The sequence below is a fragment of the Limnobacter sp. genome, from assembly GCF_036405155.1.
Classification (GTDB): Bacteria; Pseudomonadota; Gammaproteobacteria; order Burkholderiales; family Burkholderiaceae_B; genus Limnobacter.
On the sequence record NZ_DASWYD010000006.1, the window covers coordinates 429,355 to 447,687 of the forward strand.

Consider the following 18,333-nt stretch of genomic DNA (forward strand, 5'->3'; position numbering starts at 1 on the left):
CCCAGTTTATTGATTGTTGGCGCCGGAAGAGCGGGACCGGTTCAGTCGAATCGCCCGCTCTTTTCTCATGATTTCGAAAGCCAGTTCTTTCTTTTTGGCCCGCAATGCATAACCTGCCGCGTTAAAACCGGCTTCATTGACCAGAGCCGGGTCTGCACCCAACTGCAGCAGTTTGCGCACAGCCTCCTCCCGGCCGGCCCGTGCCGCCATCATCAACGGGGTGGTTGCGTTTTCCGAGCGAATATCCACAGGCGCCCCGGCCGCTACCAAGGCTTGAATCACGGGGACACTCCCAGCGCTGGCGGCATAATGCAACGCAGTCCAAGCGCCCTCTTTCCCCAGGTCTGCGCCACGTTTGATCAGGGATTGAACAGCCTCCAATTGTCCCTTGGCTGACGCCACCATGAGGGGTGTGTCGCCTTTAGCGTCCACCACATTGGGATTGATGGCCGGGGACGTTAACAGCACTGCAAAGGCGGCTGGGGATTCTTGCTGCATGGCATACACAAGGCCCGATGTGCCGTCTTCGCTCAATGTGTTGGGGTCAAAGCCGCGAATCAGCAAGCCCCGCAGCCTTGGTGCATCGTCAAATTTGATCGCTGTGAAAAAGTCCTCATAAGCACCAGCCGATGCGCAGATTGACCACAGCATGAGAACACTGGAAACACCGACCGCAATCGAGTGATGCCAGCGCTTGCTCATTGCGCGGTAGTGCCCATGTTGAAGAGGCGGTCGAAGTTGCTGGATGTGATGCGACCCACCTCCTCCACATCCAGGCCTTTTTCTCGCGCAATCACGGCTGCCACATGCGGTACAAAGCTGGGTTCATTGGTTTTGCCGCGAAAAGGCACCGGTGCCAGGTAGGGGGAATCGGTTTCAATCAAGATGCGGTCCATGGGGGCAAAACGCACCACTTCACGCAAGTCGGCTGCATTTTTGAAGCTGACAATACCCGAGAAGGACAGGTAAAACCCAAGGTCCAATGCAGCACGTGCAAAGTCCAGCGTTTCGGTGAAGCAGTGAATAATGCCGCCACACTGCTGTGCCCCCTCTTCTCGCAAAATGCGCAGCGTGTCGTCGCCGGCGTTTCGGGTGTGCACAATCAAGGGCTTGCCACACGTTTTGGCCGCTTGAATGTGAACTCGAAACCGGTTGCGCTGCCAAGTCAGGTCACCCGTCAAGCGGAAATAATCCAAACCGGTTTCACCAATACCAATCACTTTGGGATGGTTGGCCAGCGCCAGCAAAACCTCGACGGTGGGCTCTTGAATGTCTTCATAGTCTGGGTGCACACCAGCCGTGGCCCACAGCATGTCGTGCGCCTCAGCCAAGGCCAACACATTGGGAAAGTCTTCGAGTTGAACAGAAATGCACAGGGCACGGTCTACCTTCGCCTGCCGCATACGCTCCAAGAGGTCGGGCAGTTGTTCAATCAGTCCAGGGAAATCAAGATGGCAATGAGAGTCGGTAAACACTACAGCGTCGATGTCTTTTTAACAGAATGCATCATTTTACCAACCATTTGCTCAATGGCCAGTCGCGCACTCTCCCCGCTGTCATCCTTGGGAAACTGAATCCCGATGCCTTGCGGTTTGTCACCGCGCGCATTGGGGCCACAAATCCAGACCACTTTGCCATTGATGGGAAATCTCCGCCCCTCATCACCCACGGTCAACAAGACAAACACAGGGTCGCCCAGGTTGTAGTCCTTGTCGGTCTCCACAAACACACCGCCCCCTTTGATGAAAGGCATGTACACCTGCGCCACATGCCCCTTGTCGGTCAGATTCAACGACAGCATCCAGGGCCGGGCCGACTCTTTGGCTGCTTTGTTCACAGGGGTGGTCACACTGGGGTTGGACATGACGGGCAATGGTGTTGAATGGTCATTGGTTCAGAGTTTGCCATTGTTGGCCCACAAACTCTAGCGCCAAACGGGGGTTAATCGGATGGTGCGCCAAACGAAATTCACGCTGCAAAGCCGTGTACAACAGTGACCATTGCTGGATGGGTACCTTTTTTGCCCACAACAGTTTGGGCGCTAGCCAAGCGAAGTAATCAGCCTTCAGCCCCTGAGCGATGTGAGTACAGTCATGACACAACCGCATGGAAAGCTCGAGCACTGCTGCCAATCCCGCCTTCTCCAGGCCCGCAGGGACTGCTGCATGTTGATCCGGGTTGGCCAACCATTCCAGCAATTTGCGACGCAGCTCCAGTTGATCGGGTTGATGAAGCGCCAGTTTGCGGGCTTCAAACGGGTCGTCCATGGCCACACTCAAGGCCACATCAGGGGAAGCAACCCCTTGGGTTTGAAGCCAGTCCACGCACTCACTGATACTGGGCTGAAGCACGGGCAAGGCCTGGCAGCGCGACCGAATGGTGGGCAATAGGTTGTCTAGCCGGCTGCCCACCAGAATGAACCGCAAACCATGTGGAGGTTCTTCCAGCGTTTTCAACAAGGCATTGGCCGTGTTGGTGTTCATGGCATCAAACGGGTAAATGACCACATATCGGTCTGCCCCCCGACTGGACGCCATGGTGAAGTAATTCTGCAACTCGCGCACATCATCAATGCGGATGTCGTTGCTGGGTTTGGCACTGCTTTTGAGCTCCAGCGGAAAACCCAAATCAATGGCCACAGCCTGCGGCATCAGCAAACGCAAATCGGGATGGTTGTTGGCTGCCATCATGTGGCATGCGGGGCATTGACCGCAGGGTTTGTGCGCACCCATGGGTGCCTCGCACAGCAGCTTGCCCAAATGGTCCAACACCAAGTCATACAGGCCTTGCGCTTGGTGCCCGTGCAGCAGAATGGGGGCTGTGGTTGCGTCCATCAACCGCGTCAATTGCTGCGTAACTCTGGTCAGCCAAGGTGCGTGCATGTTAGCGCTTGGCCTTTTTCAAGTGGGTTCGAATAAATCGGTCCAATTCGGCCAGCACAGCCTCACCCACCGTGGCTTCATCCGGCTCTGCGTCAATCAGCCGCACGCGGGTTGGGTTGATTTGCGCGCGTCGAATAAAGCCAGCCCGCACCGCTTCAAAATAGCTGGTGGGCTTGGCCTCAAATTTGTCACCTTGGGCTGCCCTGGCCTGAATTCGGGACTGTGAAACCTCGATCGGCAAATCGAACAAAAAGGTCAGTGCGGGTTCAAACCCCTTTAATGCCCATTTGCTGAGTTGTACACAATCTTCCCACACAGCGCCCCCTGCACTGGCCTGGTAGGCAAAACTGGAATCTTCAAACCGGTCGGAAATCACCCAGGCACCGCGGGCCAGCGCAGGGGCAATGGTTTGCACCACATGTTGTCGGCGGGCGGCGTACATCAAGAGCAATTCCGTGTTGATGTCCATGTCGTGGTGCAGAACCAATTCACGGATGGCTTCGCCCACGGGTGTACCACCCGGCTCACGGGTTTGAATACACTCCACACCCAATGACTCCAAGTGCTCACGCACCCGGTTCATGTGGGACGACTTACCCGCGCCATCCACCCCTTCAAAACTGATGAAAAATCCGCTTTGTTGTGTGTTTAGCAAGTTATCGCCCCAGTTGGAATTTGCGCACGGCGTTGTTGTGTTCGCTCAGGTTTTTGCTGAAATAACTGCTGCCATCGCCCTTGGCCACAAAGTAATAATACTGGGATTCCTCAGGCCGCACGGTGGCATACAGCGCAGCCTTGCCCGGGTTGGCAATGGGTGTGGGTGGCAGGCCTGGCCGTGTGTAGCTGTTGTAAGGGTTGTCGGTCTGCAGGTGTCTTCGCGTCAAGTTGCCATCAAATCCATCGCCTACACCATAAATCACGGTTGGGTCGGTCTGCAGCAACATGCCAGCCTTCAGTCGATTCACAAACACACTGGCCACTTTCGGCCGGTCCTTGGCCTGTCCAGTCTCTTTTTCAACAATGGAGGCCAGAATCAATGCTTCATACGGCGTCTTCAAGGGCAAGTTGGGCGCGCGTTGCGCCCAGGCCTCTTGCAAGGCTTGTTGCTGCAGGCGGGTTGCTCGCTTTAAAAACTCACTCAATGTTGAACCCGGTGAGTATTTGTAGGTGTCCGGGTAAATCCAACCTTCCAGACTTCCGCCGTCCAGGCCCAGTTTTTTCGCGATGTCCTGGGGGCTCTGCCCTTGTAAATCATCCACCAAGTCAGGTTGAGCCCGCAGTTTGCGCAGCAACTCTTGCGCAGTAAACCCCTCCACCAGCGCCACGCTGCTGAGTTTGCTAACCCCTTTGCTCAAAAAACCCACCAGGTCCCAAGTGCTGATGGCGGGTGGAATTTCGTATCGTCCCGCTTTCAACTGGCCACTTGCGCCGGTGAAACGGGCGGTCAGCGTAAACAACGTGGCATTGACCAACAGACCTTGGGCGCGCAATTCCTCTGCAATCGCGCGCGCGCCCTGCCCTGCGCTCACATGCACGTCCAATGTGTTGGTGTTTCGTTCAATGGCTGTATTCAACAGCCACCCCAGGACAACAAATGCCGTCAACAAACCCCCAGCAACAATCTTCAAACACCAACGGAATGGTGAAAATTTGCCCACGCTGGACTTGCGACCAGGCGCATTTTTTTTCGGAGATTTTCGGGGTGTTTTTTTCACAGATTTGACGAAATCATGGGGTGTGTATCCAGATGCCGGTCAGCAAAATACAAACCATTGCACAAAGCAACCGAGCGAGCGCCTATGATAACGAGAATGGCTTGAGATTGGACGAATTGGCCTCATCTCAAGCGCGGTAATCGTTGTTCATCATCAAATTCACGCAGGAAAGTTCTTTGCATGTCCAATCACCATCAAAATGCTTTGGCCCGCTGGGGTGTCATTCAGGTTGCAGGGCCTGACGCAGTTCAATTTTTGCACGCCCAATTGAGCAATGACGTGGCGGGTCTTGGAGAACATACCCTACGCATGGCTGGGCTTTGCACAGCAAAAGGCCGCTTGCTGGGTACGTTTTTCATCATGCGAAAGGCCGACACCATTCTGCTGGTGACGCGGAAAGACACCGTCGCGGCCTTGGTGAAGCGCTTGTCGATGTTCGTGTTGCGCAGCAAATGCAAGGTGAGCGACGCCAGCGCCAGCTGGTCCATTCACGCCTTGGATCACATCGAGGCCTTCAAGCCCATGCAAGTGCTTTGGCCTGAGGACGTCTCGCAGCCCATTCGCGCCAGCCTTCGGGCAATCACCCCTGCGAACCCGGCGCAGCAGCCCCGCATGCCAGGTTTTGAGTTGGTGCCCGTCGTCGAAAACGTGTTGGCCGCAGGTGGCGACGACGCCTTTGAGCTGGATTTGTTTGAACTGGGCATTCCCTATGTGTCCGCCGCCACAGTCGAAATGTTTGTTCCGCAAAGCATGAATTTCGACTTGGTGGGTGGTGTTAGTTTTAGCAAGGGTTGCTACCCAGGCCAAGAGGTGGTGGCGCGCTCCCATTACCTGGGCAAACTCAAGCGCCGTGCGGTAAGAGTTGTGTCAGCAGGCACCACCACGCAAGTCAGCACATTGGACTGGGCTGGCAAAGATGTCTGGCTGATCGGGAAGGACAATGAACCTGCAGGTCAAGTCATCACGGCCGTGCAACAAGGCCATCAGTGGGCCATGTTGGTGGAGTTGCCATTGGACATGTTGGAGACCCCTGACGCGCGGTTTGAGGCACGAACAGACACCGAAACGCTGCCACTGCAAGTGCTGGGCGCACCGTACGATTTGCACCAAAAGGGCAATCTGTTCGAGGTGGCCTGAAGTGACTGTGTTTTACACCTATTACCGGGCTCCCACCGCCTGCGACGAGCATTGCGAATTGGCTTCGCGACAATTGCTTAAACAGGCAAAGTCGGCCGGCGCGTCAACAACCCGCCTATATCGTCGGGTGGAAATCGACAAGCCCTACACCACCTGGATGGAAATGGTCGAGTTGCCTGGGGAGGCTGTTACACCGCAAGCGGTTGTGGCGAATTGGCAACGGCAGCTCAATCAATGGGCAGCCTTGTGTTTTGCCTCAACAGCCTATTACCCGGATCGCAAACTCGAGGTGTTTGAGCCATGTGCCTAGTTGCACTGGCCTTGGGGGCACACCCGGAAATTCCGTTCATTTGCCTGTCCAACCGGGATGAATTTCACGACAGGCCGACCGAGCCTTTGAATCTGCGAAACAACTGGGGCAGTCGCGCAGCCTATGCAGGCCTTGACCTGAAAGGTGGAGGAACCTGGCTGGCCTTGTCTGAAGATGGCCGCTTTGCATTGCTCACCAATGTACGCAATGCGGCACTTAACAAACCCGAACCAGCCCCTTCCAGAGGCCTGTTGGTCAAGGCAGCACTGGACGGAACCCTTGAGCAAACGGACAACTGGGCCGATTATTCAGGTTTCAACCTGCTGCACGGGAACATTGGCACACAACAATTCTCGGTGTTGACCAACCAGCGAATGTCGAGCGCACAGCGTGAGCCTGACATTCATGTCCTGAAAGGCCCGATTCACGGTTTGTCAAACGCCGACATGGATGCGGATTGGCCAAAAACACGGCACCTCAAAGAACGATTGAAGCAGCTCTTGTTGACGATGCCAGTCAACCCCGTCGATGAGCTGATTGAGGCGCAGGGTTTGAGCCTGTTGTCGGACACCACCACAGCACCCGACTCGGAATTGCCCAACACAGGTGTGCCTTACGATTGGGAAAAACGCCTTTCGGCGATCAAGATTGTTTCGCCTTTGTATGGCACCCGCTCCAGCACCGTGGTGTGGATGACTGCAGCGGGCAAGGTGAGTATCCGTGAAACATCGTTTGGCCCGGATGGCCAAACCACCGGTACTCGCTGTTTCTCTTTTTACACTTCGTAGTCCATGCACTGCCGTGCGCTGCGCACTTCGCCAATAAACGCTTTAATGGCTTCGTGGGTTGGGTGCACGGCATAGGCATCCAGGGCTGCCTTGTTTTCAAACACGGAATACAACGCCACATCGTAGGTGCATTCCAAACCTTGTCCACCCAGTGCCACTTCAAACTCCAGAATTCCGGGTACCACCTGGGCGCAAGTCATGAGCTTTTCTTTCACCAATTGCATATTCTGTGCTTTGGTGTTGCCCAGGGCTTCGTCTTTCAATTGCCAAAAAACAATGTGCTTGATCATGTTGACTTCCTAAAAATTAAACAGGCCACCAAGTTACCCCAGTGGCCTGAACATGCACGCTACGGCAAACTTTTAGCCGGGTAGCTTGTAGTCCTTGAATTGCTCGCGCAACTTCAGTTTCTGGATTTTACCAGTTGCGGTGTGGGGCAATTCTTCAACAAAGGCCACATCGTCTGGAATACTCCACTTGGCCACCTTGCCGTCATAGTATTTCAGCAACTCCTCACGGCTCACATTGGCATTGGGCTTTTTCACCACCACCAGCAAGGGGCGCTCGTCCCACTTGGGGTGATAGGCCGAAATAACCGCAGCCTCTTGCACAGCCGGGTGTCCCATGGCCACGTTTTCCAAATCGATTGAGCTGATCCACTCACCGCCTGACTTGATGACGTCCTTGCTGCGGTCTGTGATTTGCATGTACCCATCCGGGTCAATTTTGGACACATCGCCCGTGCTGAACCAACGTTTGCCATCTTTGTCGGTTGAAAAGGCATTTTTGCCCTCGCCGCCAAAATAACCACCCACCACCCAGTGCCCGCGCACCAGCAGGTCGCCAAAAGCCTGTCCATCCCAGGGCAACTCTTCACCCTCGTCATTGACAATTTTCATGTCCACGCCATAAATGGCCACGCCCTGCTTTTCCAACACTTTTTGCTGGCTTTCCAGTGGCATGTCCAGGTGCTTGGCCTTCAAACGGCAAACGGTGCCCAAGGGCGACAGCTCGGTCATGCCCCAAGCGTGAATCACCTCCACACCCAGACTGTTCAGGGTTTTGATCATGGCGGGTGGCGCTGCCGAACCACCAATCACCGTGCGGTTGAATGTGGAAAATTTCAGGCCGTTTTGCTGAACATAGTTCAACAAGCCCAGCCACACAGTGGGTACCCCAGCCGAAATATTCACGCGCTCGGCTTCCATCAGTTTGTAGATGGACTCGCCGTCGAGCGCACCGCCGGGCATCACCATTTTCGCCCCCACCATGGCGCCGATGTATGGCAAACCCCAGGCATTGACGTGGAACATGGGGACCACCGGCAAGACCGTGTCACGGCTGCTGATGCCCAGTGCATCGGGCGTACAGGCGGCCATGGCATGCAACACCGTTGAGCGGTGCGAATACAGGGCGCCTTTGGGGTTACCGGTGGTGCCCGAGGTGTAGCACAAGCCACAGGCGGAATTTTCATCCAGCTCGGGCCAGCTGTACTGGTCGCTGGCTTTGGCAATGTACGCCTCGTAATTCAGGCAACCGGCAACCGCAGGTTCCGCGGGCATCACAGCCTCGTCGCACAACTGGACCCACCGCTTCACAGTTGGACAGGCGGGCGCAATCGCTTTGATCAGCGGCGCAAAGGTGGTGTCAAAAAATACGGTTGTGTCCTTGGCATGGTTGATGATGTACACCAACTGCTCAGGGAACAAACGGGGATTCAGTGTATGAACCACAGCCCCCATGCCCGACACGGCATAATAAATTTCGACATGGCGATAGCCGTTCCACGCCAGGGTCGCTATGTTCTCGCCAGGTTGAACACCATCCGCAATCAGTTGGTTGGCCAGTTTTTTGGCACGCTTGCCCACCTCACCCCAGTTGGTGCGGTGGATATCGCCTTCGGTGCGCCGTGATACGATCTCGCCGCTTGGGTGGTGCCGCTCGGCGTGCTGCAGCACCGATGAAATCAAAAGCGGCATGTGCATCATCAAACCCTGCATGTTGTCTCTCTCCTCCAGATCATGCTGTTTTGCCGGTGTGAACCCACTTACAATGGCCATGTTGGCTTTTTGATTGGCTTTCTCATTGGCCTTTGTTGGCGGCTTTGTAAACCCACCTCAGTGGCTTACACCGTCTGTCACAGTGACTATATCGCAGGACCCTACCTTGTTACATTCAACCGATTCTGTTTTGGTTCAGGAATACGCCAGCCTTGGGTCGCCATTTTTGACGAATGTGCCCGCAACCCCTTGGAAAACACCGGCCCATTGGGTTGCCGTTAACACAGCCTTGGCCGATCAAATCGGACTCAACCCGGCAGCCCTACAGTCCAGCGATGGGCTTGATGTGCTCAGCGGTGCCCAACCCTGGCCAGGCTATGCAAGCCGCGCCAGCGTGTATTGTGGGCACCAGTTTGGCGTTTTCGTGCCCCAGCTGGGCGACGGCCGGGCACTTTTGATCGCGGAAATTCGCAAAGGGCGCCAATACCAGCAACTCCAACTGAAAGGCGCCGGCCCAACGCCCTACTCTCGCCACGCCGACGGCCGAGCTGTGTTGCGGTCATCCATTCGGGAATATTTGTGTTCCGAAGCCATGCACCACTTGGGCATCCCCACCACCCGTGCACTTGGCCTCACCGCCAGCAGCGACCCGGTGTTTCGCGAAACCACAGAAACTGCAGCCATTGTGTGCCGGGTCAGCCCCAGCTTTTTGCGTTTTGGCCACTTGGAGTATTTTTGTTACACCAACCAGCACGACCGTTTGCGGGAATTGCTGAGTTGGCACCTGGACCATCAACACCCGGACATCGACCAGGGTAACAACGACGAGGATTTCAGCAATGCCGTGCTGCAATGGCTGAGAACCGTGGTGCACAGCACCGCCAAACTGATGGCGGCCTGGCAAGCGGTGGGGTTTTGCCATGGCGTAATGAACACCGACAACATGAGTGTGCTGGGTTTAACCATCGACTACGGTCCATTTGGCTTCATGGACGCTTTTGATGTGGACCATGTTTGCAACCATTCTGATCACAATGGCCGCTACAGCTACCGAAATCAGCCTCGCATTGGTCACTGGAATTTGTATGCATTGGCCCAGGCTTTAACACCGCTGCTCAAATTCGAGAAAGACACAATTCAAGCGGTTCTCGATGAATTTGCTGATGTATTCCACCAGGAACACAACGCGACATTTGCAGCAAAGCTGGGGCTCATATCTTCATCGGCGAGAAGCCGTCCATGCACAGCCACCCACGACGAGGCCGTTGAGCAAACCCTGCAATTCATGCACCAGCACCACCTGGATTTCACACGGTTCTTTCGGTCGCTGGCGGTGCTCAACCCGTTGAACTGCACCGCAGACAACTTTGCAGCATGGCAATCCAGCCCGTATTGTCCGTTGACTTTGGGCGATGAACAGCAGGTAACCGACGCGCAGCACTGGCTGACCCGTTGGAGCCAGTGGTACACAGCGCTGAACCCTGATGTTGCCTTCGACGCCGTTGCCTGGCGCACTGGATTAAACATCCTTAACCCAGCGTGGATTTTGCGCAACCACCTTTTGCAAACCGCCATTGAGCAAGCCCAGCAGGGCGACTTTGCCGAGGTGAACCGACTGGCTCATGCACTGTCTCATCCATTCGATGACCACCATGCTGACACAGACTTGGCCGCACCACCCGAGTGGGCGCGTGGCCTGGTTTTAAGCTGTTCGTCGTGAGGTCTGCATCACACTCAAAAGGTATTCACATGGTTGAAAAAGTCATTAAAACCGATGCGCAATGGCGCGATGAGCTAACGCCCCTCAGTTACGAGGTGACTCGCCAAAAAGGCACCGAGCGTGCATTCACAGGGCACTACTGGGATCACCATGAACCCGGTATTTACCGGTGTATTTGCTGCGGCACACCGCTGTTTGCATCAGACACCAAGTTTGAATCAGGCTGTGGCTGGCCCAGTTACTTTGCCCCATTGAACCCGGACCATGTTGAAGAGCATGTTGATCGAAGTTATGGGATGGTACGCACCGAGGTTACCTGCAAAGTGTGTGACGCCCACTTGGGACATGTCTTTGAGGATGGCCCACCCCCCACGGGTCTTCGGTACTGCATCAATTCGGCAAGCCTGGCATTCGAGCCTTTTGCGCAGGACAGCTCGGCCTGACTGATTTTTGATTTACGATGCCGACATTCACCTCCATTTTGGCTGCCATACAGACCGTTCATGAAACTGCTACTCGACTTCCTGCCCATCGTGCTGTTTTTCCTCAGCTTCAAATGGGCGGGCACGCACACCGATCAGGCCCGCCAGTGGCTGGAGCCCGTGCTGAACCAACTGTCTGGCGTTGCCATACAACCTGCCCAAGTGCCTATCTTGTTGGCGACTGTGGTTGCGATTGTGGTCACTGCCGCACTCATCGTCATTCAGCGGATCAGCGGAAAAAAAATTGAGGCCATGCAATGGGTGGGCCTGGCCGTGATCGTGGTGTTTGGAGGTGCCACCTTGGTGCTTCAAAACGAAACCTTCATCAAATGGAAACCCAGCGTGCTTTACCTGTTGATGGCATCAGGCTTCATCATGGCCACACTTTTCAAGAAAAACCCGATTGAGCTCATGATGAAGGGTCAGGTTGAATTGCCTGAAGCCGCGTGGACTCGCCTGCTCTGGGCCTGGGTACTGTTCTTTGTGGTCATGGCTGCTGCCAACCTGTTTGTGGCGTACAACTTCTCCACCGACATCTGGGTGGATTTCAAGCTGTTTGGTGCCCTGGGCGCAACGGTATTGTTTGTTTTGGGACAAGGGGTTTACATGTCGCGGCACATGAAGCCGCAAAACGGAGCGCAGTAACATGAGCATCACAGCAGATCAATTGCGTGAACGCCTGGAACAGGCGCTGGAGGCCACCGTCGAGGTGGAAGATGAATCGCATTTGCACGCCGGCCATGCCGGTGCGCGCGATGGTGGGCGCCACTTTCGGGTCCGGGTGAAAAGCCGCAAATTCGCAGGTTTGGGCACATTGGGCCGTCATCGCCTCGTGTATGATGCTGTGTCAGATTGGATGAAAAAAGAAATCCACGCCTTGGCCATAGACGCAGCCCTTGCTGACGACTAGCTGGAAGCCACCAGCGCCCTTTCTTACCCCCCTACGAGACACACAAGGTATTTTTTATGTTGAAGAATTCACTCAAAACAGCGGCTTTGGTCGGTTTGACGACTGTTGTGGCCTTGGCTTCATCGGCCGCTTTGGCTCAAAATGCAGCCTTGGTCAATGGTCAGTCCATTCCCAGTGAACTGGTGGACTTTATCGTGAAAGAACAAGGCAAGCGTGGCCAGGCCCCTTCACCCGAACTGCGTGCCGCCATTCGTCAAGAACTGATCAAGCAGGAAGTATTGAAGCAGGAAGCCCTGAAAAAAGGTTTGAGCAGCAAGCCTGAAGTGAAGTACCAGGTTCAAATGATGAACCAAGCCATTTTGGCCAATGCCCTGCGTGAAGACTTTCTGAAAGCCAACAAGCCATCGGATGCAGAGCTTCAGGCCCAGTACAAGAAAATTGCTGAAATGATGGGCGGCTCCGAGTACCGTGCGAGCCATATTTTGGTCCCTTCTGAAGACGCTGCAAAGGCCATCATTGCCAAACTAGACAAGGGCGCAAAATTTGCAGACCTGGCCAAGGCCGAATCCAAAGACCCCGGCTCAGCCCCCAACGGTGGCGATCTGGATTGGGCCAACCCCAATAGCTTTGTGCCTGAGTTTTCCCAAGCCATGGTTGGCTTGAAAAAAGGTGAATACACCAAGACACCTGTGAAGAGCCAATTCGGTTACCACGTCATTCTGCTGGCAGACACACGCCAAGCCACACCACCCGCGCTGGATCAAGTTCGGGATCAACTCGAACAGCGCATGGTTGAGGAAAAGTGGGAAGCCTATCAAGAGAAGTTGATTTCAGGCGCCAAGGTGAAGTGATCGCGTAAACGAACATACAAACCCGTTCAAAACCAAACCGATGGGTTATGAACGGGTTTGTTAAATCATCAACCAGCGTCAGAGCTGAGATATACGCTCAATCGCAGCCTGATAGCTGTAACTGCCTGCCAAGCCACTCCAAGTCATCAACGGGCCTGATCCCATCAGCCGAGTCATTCGGCGGCTACGAATTTCCACGTTGCGAAGCGCTTCTGGAATTGGGTCATTCACCAAGGCTTCGATGTCGTCAAAGTTGTTGCAGCTCAACACAGCGTCACAACCAGCCCTCAAGGCCGCAGCAGCCCTGTCGCGTATATTGCCTTCGCCATGTGCACCCACCATGTCAAGGTCATCGCTGATCACCGCGCCATCAAACCCCAGCTTAACCCTCAAAATATCCTCAATCCAGATTTTCGAGAAACAAGCCGGCTTTATGTCCACTTCAGAGTACACCACGTGTGCTGGCATGACACTGGCCATGTTCAACGCATTGTTCAATTCATAAGGCAGCGCATCCGCACGCAAAATATCGGTCAGGGAGCGGTTGTCTTGGGGCAAGGCCAAATGGCTGTCCAACTTGACCCAGCCGTGCCCAGGGAAATGTTTGCCACAGGCTTGCATGCCAGCCAAGGCCATGCCATTCATCACGGCGGCCGCCAAGCGCGAAACCATTTTCGGATCGTTTGAGAAAGATCGATCACCGATGATTTCGCTATTGCCCCAGTCCAAGTCCAGCACAGGCGCAAAACTCATATCGATGTCACAGGCACGAAGTTCAGCCGCCATCACGTAGCCCGCTTCGCGAGCAAGCTTCAAGCCATCGTCTAGATCTTCCATCGCCCGACGACCAATTTGGCGCATGGATGGAATGGCAGTAAACCCTTCTCGAAAGCGTTGTACTCGACCGCCTTCATGATCCACAAAAACTGGCTTGTGCCTGCCACCATTGGCTCTGATGGATTTCAGCAGTTCCATCAACTGGGTTTTGTTCTCGAAATTTCGGGAAAAAAGAATGAGACCACCCACGGCCGGGTTTTGAATGCGACGGACGTCGTCGGTGGACAAGGTCAGCCCGGTCAGACCAATAATGAAAGGGCCAAGGTTCATGCGCAATATTCCTTATTCGTGTTTAGTTCAATACATCTTGCAAATTTACAGCGCACTGCGAACCACCACCACCATCGCCATGGCCAGGTGATCAACATCCGTAATCGACAGCTCTGCGTGCAATCGACTGTTCTCCGGCTTATTCAACCAAGTGTTTGAGAACTCAAACGTTGGCTTTCCGCTGTCACGGTTCACCACCGAGACATCCTGAAACGACAATCGCTCTCCAATCCCGGTGCCCAACGCTTTTGACAACGCCTCTTTTGCAGCAAAGCGGGAGGCGACAAACAATACACCCCTTTGACGAGACTTGCTGCTCCTTACTACATATTCGTTGAATTCAGTGGGTGTTAGTACCCTTCGAATGAATGGATCCCCCAGCGATTGAATGGAGGTCTCGATCCGGTTTGTTTCAACCAAATCGCAGCCGATGCCCACCAAGCCAGGAATGTCCATGTTCAACGGGGCCTCAACGCACCCATGCGTGCTTCAATCATCAGCGCCTTCATGGTTTTGATGGCTTTTTCCCACCCCATGAATACAGCGTTGGCCACAATGCTGTGGCCAATGTTCAGCTCTGCAATGGTCTCAATGGCGGCAATCGCCTGCACATTCTGGTAATTCAAACCATGGCCGGCATTCACGCGCAAGCCCTCCGCTGCACCAAAATTGGCTGCATCGCGTATGCGTTCAATTTCAGCAGCAAGCGACTCGCCGTGGGCATGGGCATAGCGCCCTGTGTGCAGTTCAACAGCATCAGCGCCGGCAGTCAATGCAGCCTCAATTTGTTCACGGTTGGGGTCAATAAACAATGAAATCCGCATGCCCTGTGCTTTTAGCCGGGCAATCGCCGGGGCAATCATGTGCAGCCCGCCGACAACGTCCAAACCACCTTCGGTGGTGACCTCTTCGCGACGCTCGGGCACAAAACAAACATCTTGCGGCCCTACCGCCTCCACCAAGCGGATCATTTCTTCCACAACAGCACATTCAAAATTCATGCGCGTGGTCAATTGTGGGCGAATGCGCTTCACATCGGCATCCTGCATGTGTCGGCGGTCTTCCCGGACATGGACGGTGATCGCATCTGCACCATATTCCTCAGCCAGCAAGGCGGCCTGAAGCGGATCTGGTTCCACACCTCGACGGGCCTGCCGGATGGTGGCCACGTGGTCTATATTGACACCCAGTTCAATCATGCTTTAATCAATTGCTCCATCCAAGCCCTGGACAACACGCCATTGGGTGCCACATGGGCCGTTAACATTTTTCGAGTCACCATTTTAAGTGCGCTGGCTGCAGAGCGAGTCAGCAAACCCGCATTCAAATCAATAAGGACTTGTCCTGGCACACCCACATCAACGCCCAAATCATCGCTGGGCATGACACCTAACCCATCAGAGTTAGCCCAGCCCACCTCATTCAACCACACATAGACTGAATCTGCTTGGATGGCGGCACCCTCTGCATCATGGTCCAGCGTGAGTCCATAACCCAATGCTTGAAGCAACTCTATTTCAAATCGCCTCACCACCACCGTCATGTCTTCACCATCCGCCAACGCCGCCAAAGCCAGCGCGTAGCTGTCAAACAACTCAGGATGAGCATCCTCGCGCCCCAATCCGCGCATCAGCAATTCGTTCAAGTAATACGCCGAGAACAGCGCTTTGTCTGTGGGTGCCAACAGCCCACCAGCCCACTCGGCGGACATCAAGGTTTTAACTTCCGAACGGCCACTGAACCGAACATGCACCGGCTGAAAGCTCACCAGCACGGCGCGCAAGCCGGAATGGGGCCTTTTGGCACCTTTGGCAACCACAGGCAGCCGCCCTGCTTCGCGGCAAAAAAGCTCCACAATCAGACTGGTTTCTTTGTAAGGCACTGCGTGCAAGACAAAGGCGGTGTCTGATACCGAACTGGTCCTGTTCATGGATGTGCCAAAGCAGTCTAGTCGTAACCCAGGGTTTGCAACACCGACGCATTGTCAGCCCAACCACCCCGAACTTTAACCCAGGTTTCCAGGTGGACGGACCCGTCGAACAAGCGTTCCATGTCCTGTCGGGCTTCAGAGGCAATTCGCTTTAGCTTTTCGCCACCTTTGCCAATGATCATGGCCTTGTGGGATGCACGATCAACCAGAATGGATGCGTGGATCATCCGCCGCCCCTCTTCGATCACAAACCGGTCGATGACCACGGTGCAGGTGTACGGCAGTTCATCACCCACCAAGCGAAACAATTTTTCGCGAATGCGTTCCGCAGCCAAAAATTTTTCCGGGCGGTCTGTGAGCATGTCTTCGTCGTAGAAAAACTCCTGCTCGGGCAGCACACCTGAAATCGCCTCTTTCAGTGCTACGAGGTTTAACTCCGACTCGGCGCTGAGTGGCACCACGGCAGCAAAGTCTCTTAAAGCGGCCACTTTTTGCAGAAAAGGCAAGACCATGGCCTTGTCTTTCAGCAGGTCAACCTTGTTCACGACAGCAATCAGGGGGACTTCTTTGGGGCACAACTCAAGCACACGGGTATCCGCTGGTGTCAGTTTGCCCTGCTCCACCACCCACAGCACAGCATGCACATCGGCAAGCGCTGTCATCACCGCACGGTTCATGGTTTTGTTCAGGGCGTTTGAATGTTTGGTCTGAAAGCCCGGCGTGTCCACAAAAATGAATTGGGTCGGCGTGCCCTTCACTGTTTCAGTGACAACGCCCAACACACGATGACGCGTGGTTTGGGGTTTCGATGAGGTAATGGACAGGTGTTCCTGAACCAAAGCATTCATCAGGGTTGATTTGCCCACGTTGGGACGGCCCACCACGGCGATCACACCACAACGGCTCAATTCCATTTACACACCACCTTTCAATTTGGATTGCTGAACGATTTTCGCCAGCAAATGCCCCGCAGCTTCCTGTTCAGCCAAACGTCTGGAGTTGCCCATGCCACGGGCCGTTAGGTTCAACTCTTCAACCACGCACTCCACCTCAAAGGCAGGCGAGGTGCTGGTACCACCCTCAACCAGCACGGTGTACAGCGGCAATTTCAGTTTCTGTGCTTGTAGCTGTTCTTGCAAGCGGGTTTTTGCGTCCTTCCCCAGGCTATCCTCGGGCGTGCTGTCCAGCACCGGGGCCAGAAGCCGAAACACAGCTGCTTTGGCTTGATCAAACCCAGCATCCAGAAGTACTGCACCAAACAATGCTTCTACCGAGTCTGCCAATATACTTTCCTTGATTTCACGGCCACTTTTCAGTTCGCCCGCACCCAGGTACATCAGCGCATCCAAGCGAAGTTCGCGACCGATTTTGGCCAGGCAGTCCTGCTTTACCAGGTGCGAACGGATGCGCGAAAGGCGCCCCTCATCGATGTCTGGAAACCGTTCAATCAACAGCATGGAGGCAGCACAATTCAGCACACTGTCCCCCAAAAACTCCAAACGCTCGTAGTGCGCCGTGGAATGGCTTCGGTGTGTGAGGGCTTGGGTCAGCAAGCCCATGTTGGAAAAAACATGTCCCAAGGCCTGCTGCAACTCGGTCAACCCAGGCTTCACAGTGCGGGCACTCGGGTCAATCAACGGAAAAAGCCGATCCGGGAGAAATCATTGAAGTTCATCCACACCAAAAAGGCCTTGCCGACAATTTGCTTGTCTTGCACAAAGCCCCAAATGCGGCTGTCGCTGGAGTTGTCTCGATTGTCACCCATCATGAAATACTGGCCTTTGGGGACCACACAACGGAAGCCATTGACATCGTACTGGCAGTTTTCACGGTTGGGGAAATTCTGGGCACCCACCACGTAAACAGGTGCCTCTTCATCATTCAGAATTCGGTGCTCTTTGCCAGCCAGGTTTTCTTTGAACTGGAGCGAATAACTGAAGGTGTTGGGGTCATAAAACTTGTCCATCGCTGTCTGGGCTTGGGGCACACCATTGATGGTCAACTTTTTGTTTTTGTACTCAATCACGTCACCGCCAATGCCCACCACACGCTTGATGTAATCCAGCGAGGGGTCCATTGGGTACCGGAATACCACCACATCACCCCGCTTGGGATCGGACAGCGGCACAATTTTTTTGTCAATGATCGGCAAGCGAATGCCATAGGTGAACTTGTTCACCAGAATCAGATCGCCGATCAACAGGGTGGGAATCATGGAACCCGACGGGATTTTGAACGGCTCCACCACAAATGAACGCAGCAGAAAAACAAACAAAATCACTGGGAAAAAGCTGGCACTGTATTCCAGCCAAATGGGTTGTTTCATCAATTGATGACGCAGCTTGCGTTCAGTGGCAGGGTCCAACTGAGCGGACTGACCAGCTGAGGCCAATGCCTGCTGGGCGGCAAACCGCCGTTTGGGCTTGAACACCAACAAATCCAGCATGTAAAAAAAGCCGGTAAACAGAACCAATACAAACAGGATGACCGAGAAATTCATT

At 54.5% G+C, this 18,333-nt stretch carries 23 protein-coding genes; 8 read left to right on the forward strand and 15 right to left on the reverse strand.

Features of this window, described 5'->3' with window-relative positions; translation table 11 throughout:
• Positions 1–6: 6 nt before the first annotated feature.
• From VGE55_RS08275 to mltG, 6 genes are read right to left on the reverse strand one after another with little or no spacing between them, the layout of a single operon-like run.
• A complete protein-coding gene (locus VGE55_RS08275) occupies positions 7–651 on the reverse strand; it encodes an ankyrin repeat domain-containing protein (RefSeq protein WP_331131232.1) in 645 nt (214 codons plus the stop codon).
• Positions 652–698: 47 nt separating this feature from the next.
• Positions 699–1,475: a TatD family hydrolase gene (locus tag VGE55_RS08280; RefSeq protein ID WP_331131233.1), complete on the reverse strand. Its 777-nt coding sequence runs from the start codon at positions 1,473–1,475 to the stop codon at positions 699–701.
• A complete protein-coding gene (locus tag VGE55_RS08285) occupies positions 1,475–1,864 on the reverse strand; it encodes a PilZ domain-containing protein (protein ID WP_331131234.1) in 390 nt (129 codons plus the stop codon). The genes VGE55_RS08280 and VGE55_RS08285 overlap by 1 nt, the downstream gene beginning before the upstream one ends.
• Before the next feature lie 22 nt (positions 1,865–1,886).
• The gene (locus VGE55_RS08290) at positions 1,887–2,834 is read right to left on the reverse strand and encodes a hypothetical protein (protein ID WP_331131235.1); all 948 of its coding nucleotides are present in this window, start codon (positions 2,832–2,834) and stop codon (positions 1,887–1,889) included.
• Between the two features lie 49 nt (positions 2,835–2,883).
• The gene (tmk, locus tag VGE55_RS08295) at positions 2,884–3,537 is read right to left on the reverse strand and encodes a dTMP kinase (protein WP_331131236.1); all 654 of its coding nucleotides are present in this window, start codon (positions 3,535–3,537) and stop codon (positions 2,884–2,886) included.
• Position 3,538: 1 nt separating this feature from the next.
• Positions 3,539–4,456 (reverse strand): endolytic transglycosylase MltG, encoded by a 918-nt coding sequence (mltG, locus tag VGE55_RS08300; RefSeq protein ID WP_331131237.1) that lies wholly within the window; start codon positions 4,454–4,456, stop codon positions 3,539–3,541.
• A gap of 321 nt (positions 4,457–4,777) precedes the next feature.
• Here mltG and VGE55_RS08305 point away from each other — a divergent pair, with 321 nt between their 5' ends.
• The 3 genes from VGE55_RS08305 to VGE55_RS08315 are packed head-to-tail and all read left to right on the forward strand — an operon-like array spanning position 4,778 to position 6,832.
• Entirely contained in the window at positions 4,778–5,734 is a 957-nt protein-coding gene (locus VGE55_RS08305; protein WP_331131238.1) for a folate-binding protein, read from the forward strand.
• Between the two features lies 1 nt (position 5,735).
• The gene (locus VGE55_RS08310) at positions 5,736–6,044 is read left to right on the forward strand and encodes a hypothetical protein (RefSeq protein WP_331131239.1); all 309 of its coding nucleotides are present in this window, start codon (positions 5,736–5,738) and stop codon (positions 6,042–6,044) included.
• Positions 6,035–6,832, forward strand: coding sequence for an NRDE family protein (locus tag VGE55_RS08315; RefSeq protein ID WP_331131240.1), 798 nt, complete (start codon positions 6,035–6,037; stop codon positions 6,830–6,832). The genes VGE55_RS08310 and VGE55_RS08315 overlap by 10 nt, the downstream gene beginning before the upstream one ends.
• Here the strand turns inward: VGE55_RS08315 and VGE55_RS08320 are convergent.
• Entirely contained in the window at positions 6,820–7,122 is a 303-nt protein-coding gene (locus tag VGE55_RS08320; protein ID WP_331131241.1) for a Dabb family protein, read from the reverse strand. The two genes, VGE55_RS08315 and VGE55_RS08320, sit on opposite strands and share 13 nt — an antisense overlap.
• Before the next feature lie 72 nt (positions 7,123–7,194).
• Entirely contained in the window at positions 7,195–8,832 is a 1,638-nt protein-coding gene (locus VGE55_RS08325) for a 3-(methylthio)propionyl-CoA ligase (protein WP_331131242.1), read from the reverse strand.
• A gap of 166 nt (positions 8,833–8,998) precedes the next feature.
• On the opposite strand from VGE55_RS08325, the gene VGE55_RS08330 reads away from it, so the two are divergent.
• Genes VGE55_RS08330 through VGE55_RS08350 form a run of 5 tightly spaced genes read left to right on the forward strand, consistent with a single transcriptional unit; the run spans position 8,999 to position 12,795 of the window.
• Positions 8,999–10,552, forward strand: a complete 1,554-nt coding sequence (locus VGE55_RS08330; protein WP_331131243.1) for a protein adenylyltransferase SelO — start codon at positions 8,999–9,001, stop codon at positions 10,550–10,552.
• A gap of 29 nt (positions 10,553–10,581) precedes the next feature.
• On the forward strand, positions 10,582–10,995 hold the full coding sequence (gene msrB / locus VGE55_RS08335; RefSeq protein WP_331131244.1) for a peptide-methionine (R)-S-oxide reductase MsrB: 414 nt from the start codon (positions 10,582–10,584) through the stop codon (positions 10,993–10,995).
• A 60-nt stretch (positions 10,996–11,055) separates the two neighbouring features.
• Positions 11,056–11,679 carry a septation protein A gene (locus VGE55_RS08340; RefSeq protein WP_331131245.1) on the forward strand — a complete coding sequence of 208 codons (624 nt, stop codon included), beginning with the start codon at positions 11,056–11,058 and terminating at the stop codon, positions 11,677–11,679.
• A 1-nt stretch (position 11,680) separates the two neighbouring features.
• Positions 11,681–11,944, forward strand: a complete 264-nt coding sequence (locus VGE55_RS08345; RefSeq protein WP_331131246.1) for a BolA family protein — start codon at positions 11,681–11,683, stop codon at positions 11,942–11,944.
• A 56-nt stretch (positions 11,945–12,000) separates the two neighbouring features.
• On the forward strand, positions 12,001–12,795 hold the full coding sequence (locus VGE55_RS08350; RefSeq protein ID WP_331131247.1) for a peptidylprolyl isomerase: 795 nt from the start codon (positions 12,001–12,003) through the stop codon (positions 12,793–12,795).
• Between the two features lie 78 nt (positions 12,796–12,873).
• Here VGE55_RS08350 and nagZ read toward each other — a convergent pair whose 3' ends face one another.
• Genes nagZ through lepB form a run of 7 tightly spaced genes read right to left on the reverse strand, consistent with a single transcriptional unit; the run spans position 12,874 to position 18,332 of the window.
• Positions 12,874–13,902, reverse strand: coding sequence for a beta-N-acetylhexosaminidase (gene nagZ, locus VGE55_RS08355; protein ID WP_331131248.1), 1,029 nt, complete (start codon positions 13,900–13,902; stop codon positions 12,874–12,876).
• A gap of 45 nt (positions 13,903–13,947) precedes the next feature.
• On the reverse strand, positions 13,948–14,340 hold the full coding sequence (gene acpS / locus VGE55_RS08360) for a holo-ACP synthase (protein WP_331131643.1): 393 nt from the start codon (positions 14,338–14,340) through the stop codon (positions 13,948–13,950).
• Positions 14,341–14,360: 20 nt separating this feature from the next.
• On the reverse strand, positions 14,361–15,101 hold the full coding sequence (locus tag VGE55_RS08365) for a pyridoxine 5'-phosphate synthase (protein ID WP_331131249.1): 741 nt from the start codon (positions 15,099–15,101) through the stop codon (positions 14,361–14,363).
• A complete protein-coding gene (gene recO / locus VGE55_RS08370) occupies positions 15,098–15,832 on the reverse strand; it encodes a DNA repair protein RecO (protein WP_331131250.1) in 735 nt (244 codons plus the stop codon). The genes VGE55_RS08365 and recO overlap by 4 nt, the downstream gene beginning before the upstream one ends.
• A gap of 17 nt (positions 15,833–15,849) precedes the next feature.
• Positions 15,850–16,746 (reverse strand): GTPase Era, encoded by an 897-nt coding sequence (gene era / locus VGE55_RS08375; protein ID WP_331131251.1) that lies wholly within the window; start codon positions 16,744–16,746, stop codon positions 15,850–15,852.
• The gene (gene rnc, locus VGE55_RS08380) at positions 16,747–17,469 is read right to left on the reverse strand and encodes a ribonuclease III (protein WP_331131252.1); all 723 of its coding nucleotides are present in this window, start codon (positions 17,467–17,469) and stop codon (positions 16,747–16,749) included.
• On the reverse strand, positions 17,466–18,332 hold the full coding sequence (gene lepB, locus VGE55_RS08385; protein WP_331131253.1) for a signal peptidase I: 867 nt from the start codon (positions 18,330–18,332) through the stop codon (positions 17,466–17,468). The genes rnc and lepB overlap by 4 nt, the downstream gene beginning before the upstream one ends.
• Position 18,333: the final 1 nt, after the last annotated feature.

Coding starts and splice junctions, on each gene's coding strand:
- VGE55_RS08275 (WP_331131232.1), bottom strand. CDS start 651: ATGCTGTGGTCAATCTGCGCATCGGCTGGTGCTTATGAGGACTTTTTC.
- VGE55_RS08285 (WP_331131234.1), bottom strand. CDS start 1,864: ATGTCCAACCCCAGTGTGACCACCCCTGTGAACAAAGCAGCCAAAGAG.
- VGE55_RS08290 (WP_331131235.1), bottom strand. CDS start 2,834: ATGGACGCAACCACAGCCCCCATTCTGCTGCACGGGCACCAAGCGCAA.
- VGE55_RS08305 (WP_331131238.1), top strand. CDS start 4,778: ATGTCCAATCACCATCAAAATGCTTTGGCCCGCTGGGGTGTCATTCAG.
- VGE55_RS08315 (WP_331131240.1), top strand. CDS start 6,035: ATGTGCCTAGTTGCACTGGCCTTGGGGGCACACCCGGAAATTCCGTTC.
- VGE55_RS08320 (WP_331131241.1), bottom strand. CDS start 7,122: ATGATCAAGCACATTGTTTTTTGGCAATTGAAAGACGAAGCCCTGGGC.
- VGE55_RS08325 (WP_331131242.1), bottom strand. CDS start 8,832: ATGCAGGGTTTGATGATGCACATGCCGCTTTTGATTTCATCGGTGCTG.
- msrB (WP_331131244.1), top strand. CDS start 10,582: ATGGTTGAAAAAGTCATTAAAACCGATGCGCAATGGCGCGATGAGCTA.
- VGE55_RS08340 (WP_331131245.1), top strand. CDS start 11,056: ATGAAACTGCTACTCGACTTCCTGCCCATCGTGCTGTTTTTCCTCAGC.
- VGE55_RS08345 (WP_331131246.1), top strand. CDS start 11,681: ATGAGCATCACAGCAGATCAATTGCGTGAACGCCTGGAACAGGCGCTG.
- VGE55_RS08350 (WP_331131247.1), top strand. CDS start 12,001: ATGTTGAAGAATTCACTCAAAACAGCGGCTTTGGTCGGTTTGACGACT.
- nagZ (WP_331131248.1), bottom strand. CDS start 13,902: ATGAACCTTGGCCCTTTCATTATTGGTCTGACCGGGCTGACCTTGTCC.
- VGE55_RS08365 (WP_331131249.1), bottom strand. CDS start 15,101: ATGATTGAACTGGGTGTCAATATAGACCACGTGGCCACCATCCGGCAG.
- recO (WP_331131250.1), bottom strand. CDS start 15,832: ATGAACAGGACCAGTTCGGTATCAGACACCGCCTTTGTCTTGCACGCA.
- era (WP_331131251.1), bottom strand. CDS start 16,746: ATGGAATTGAGCCGTTGTGGTGTGATCGCCGTGGTGGGCCGTCCCAAC.
- lepB (WP_331131253.1), bottom strand. CDS start 18,332: ATGAATTTCTCGGTCATCCTGTTTGTATTGGTTCTGTTTACCGGCTTT.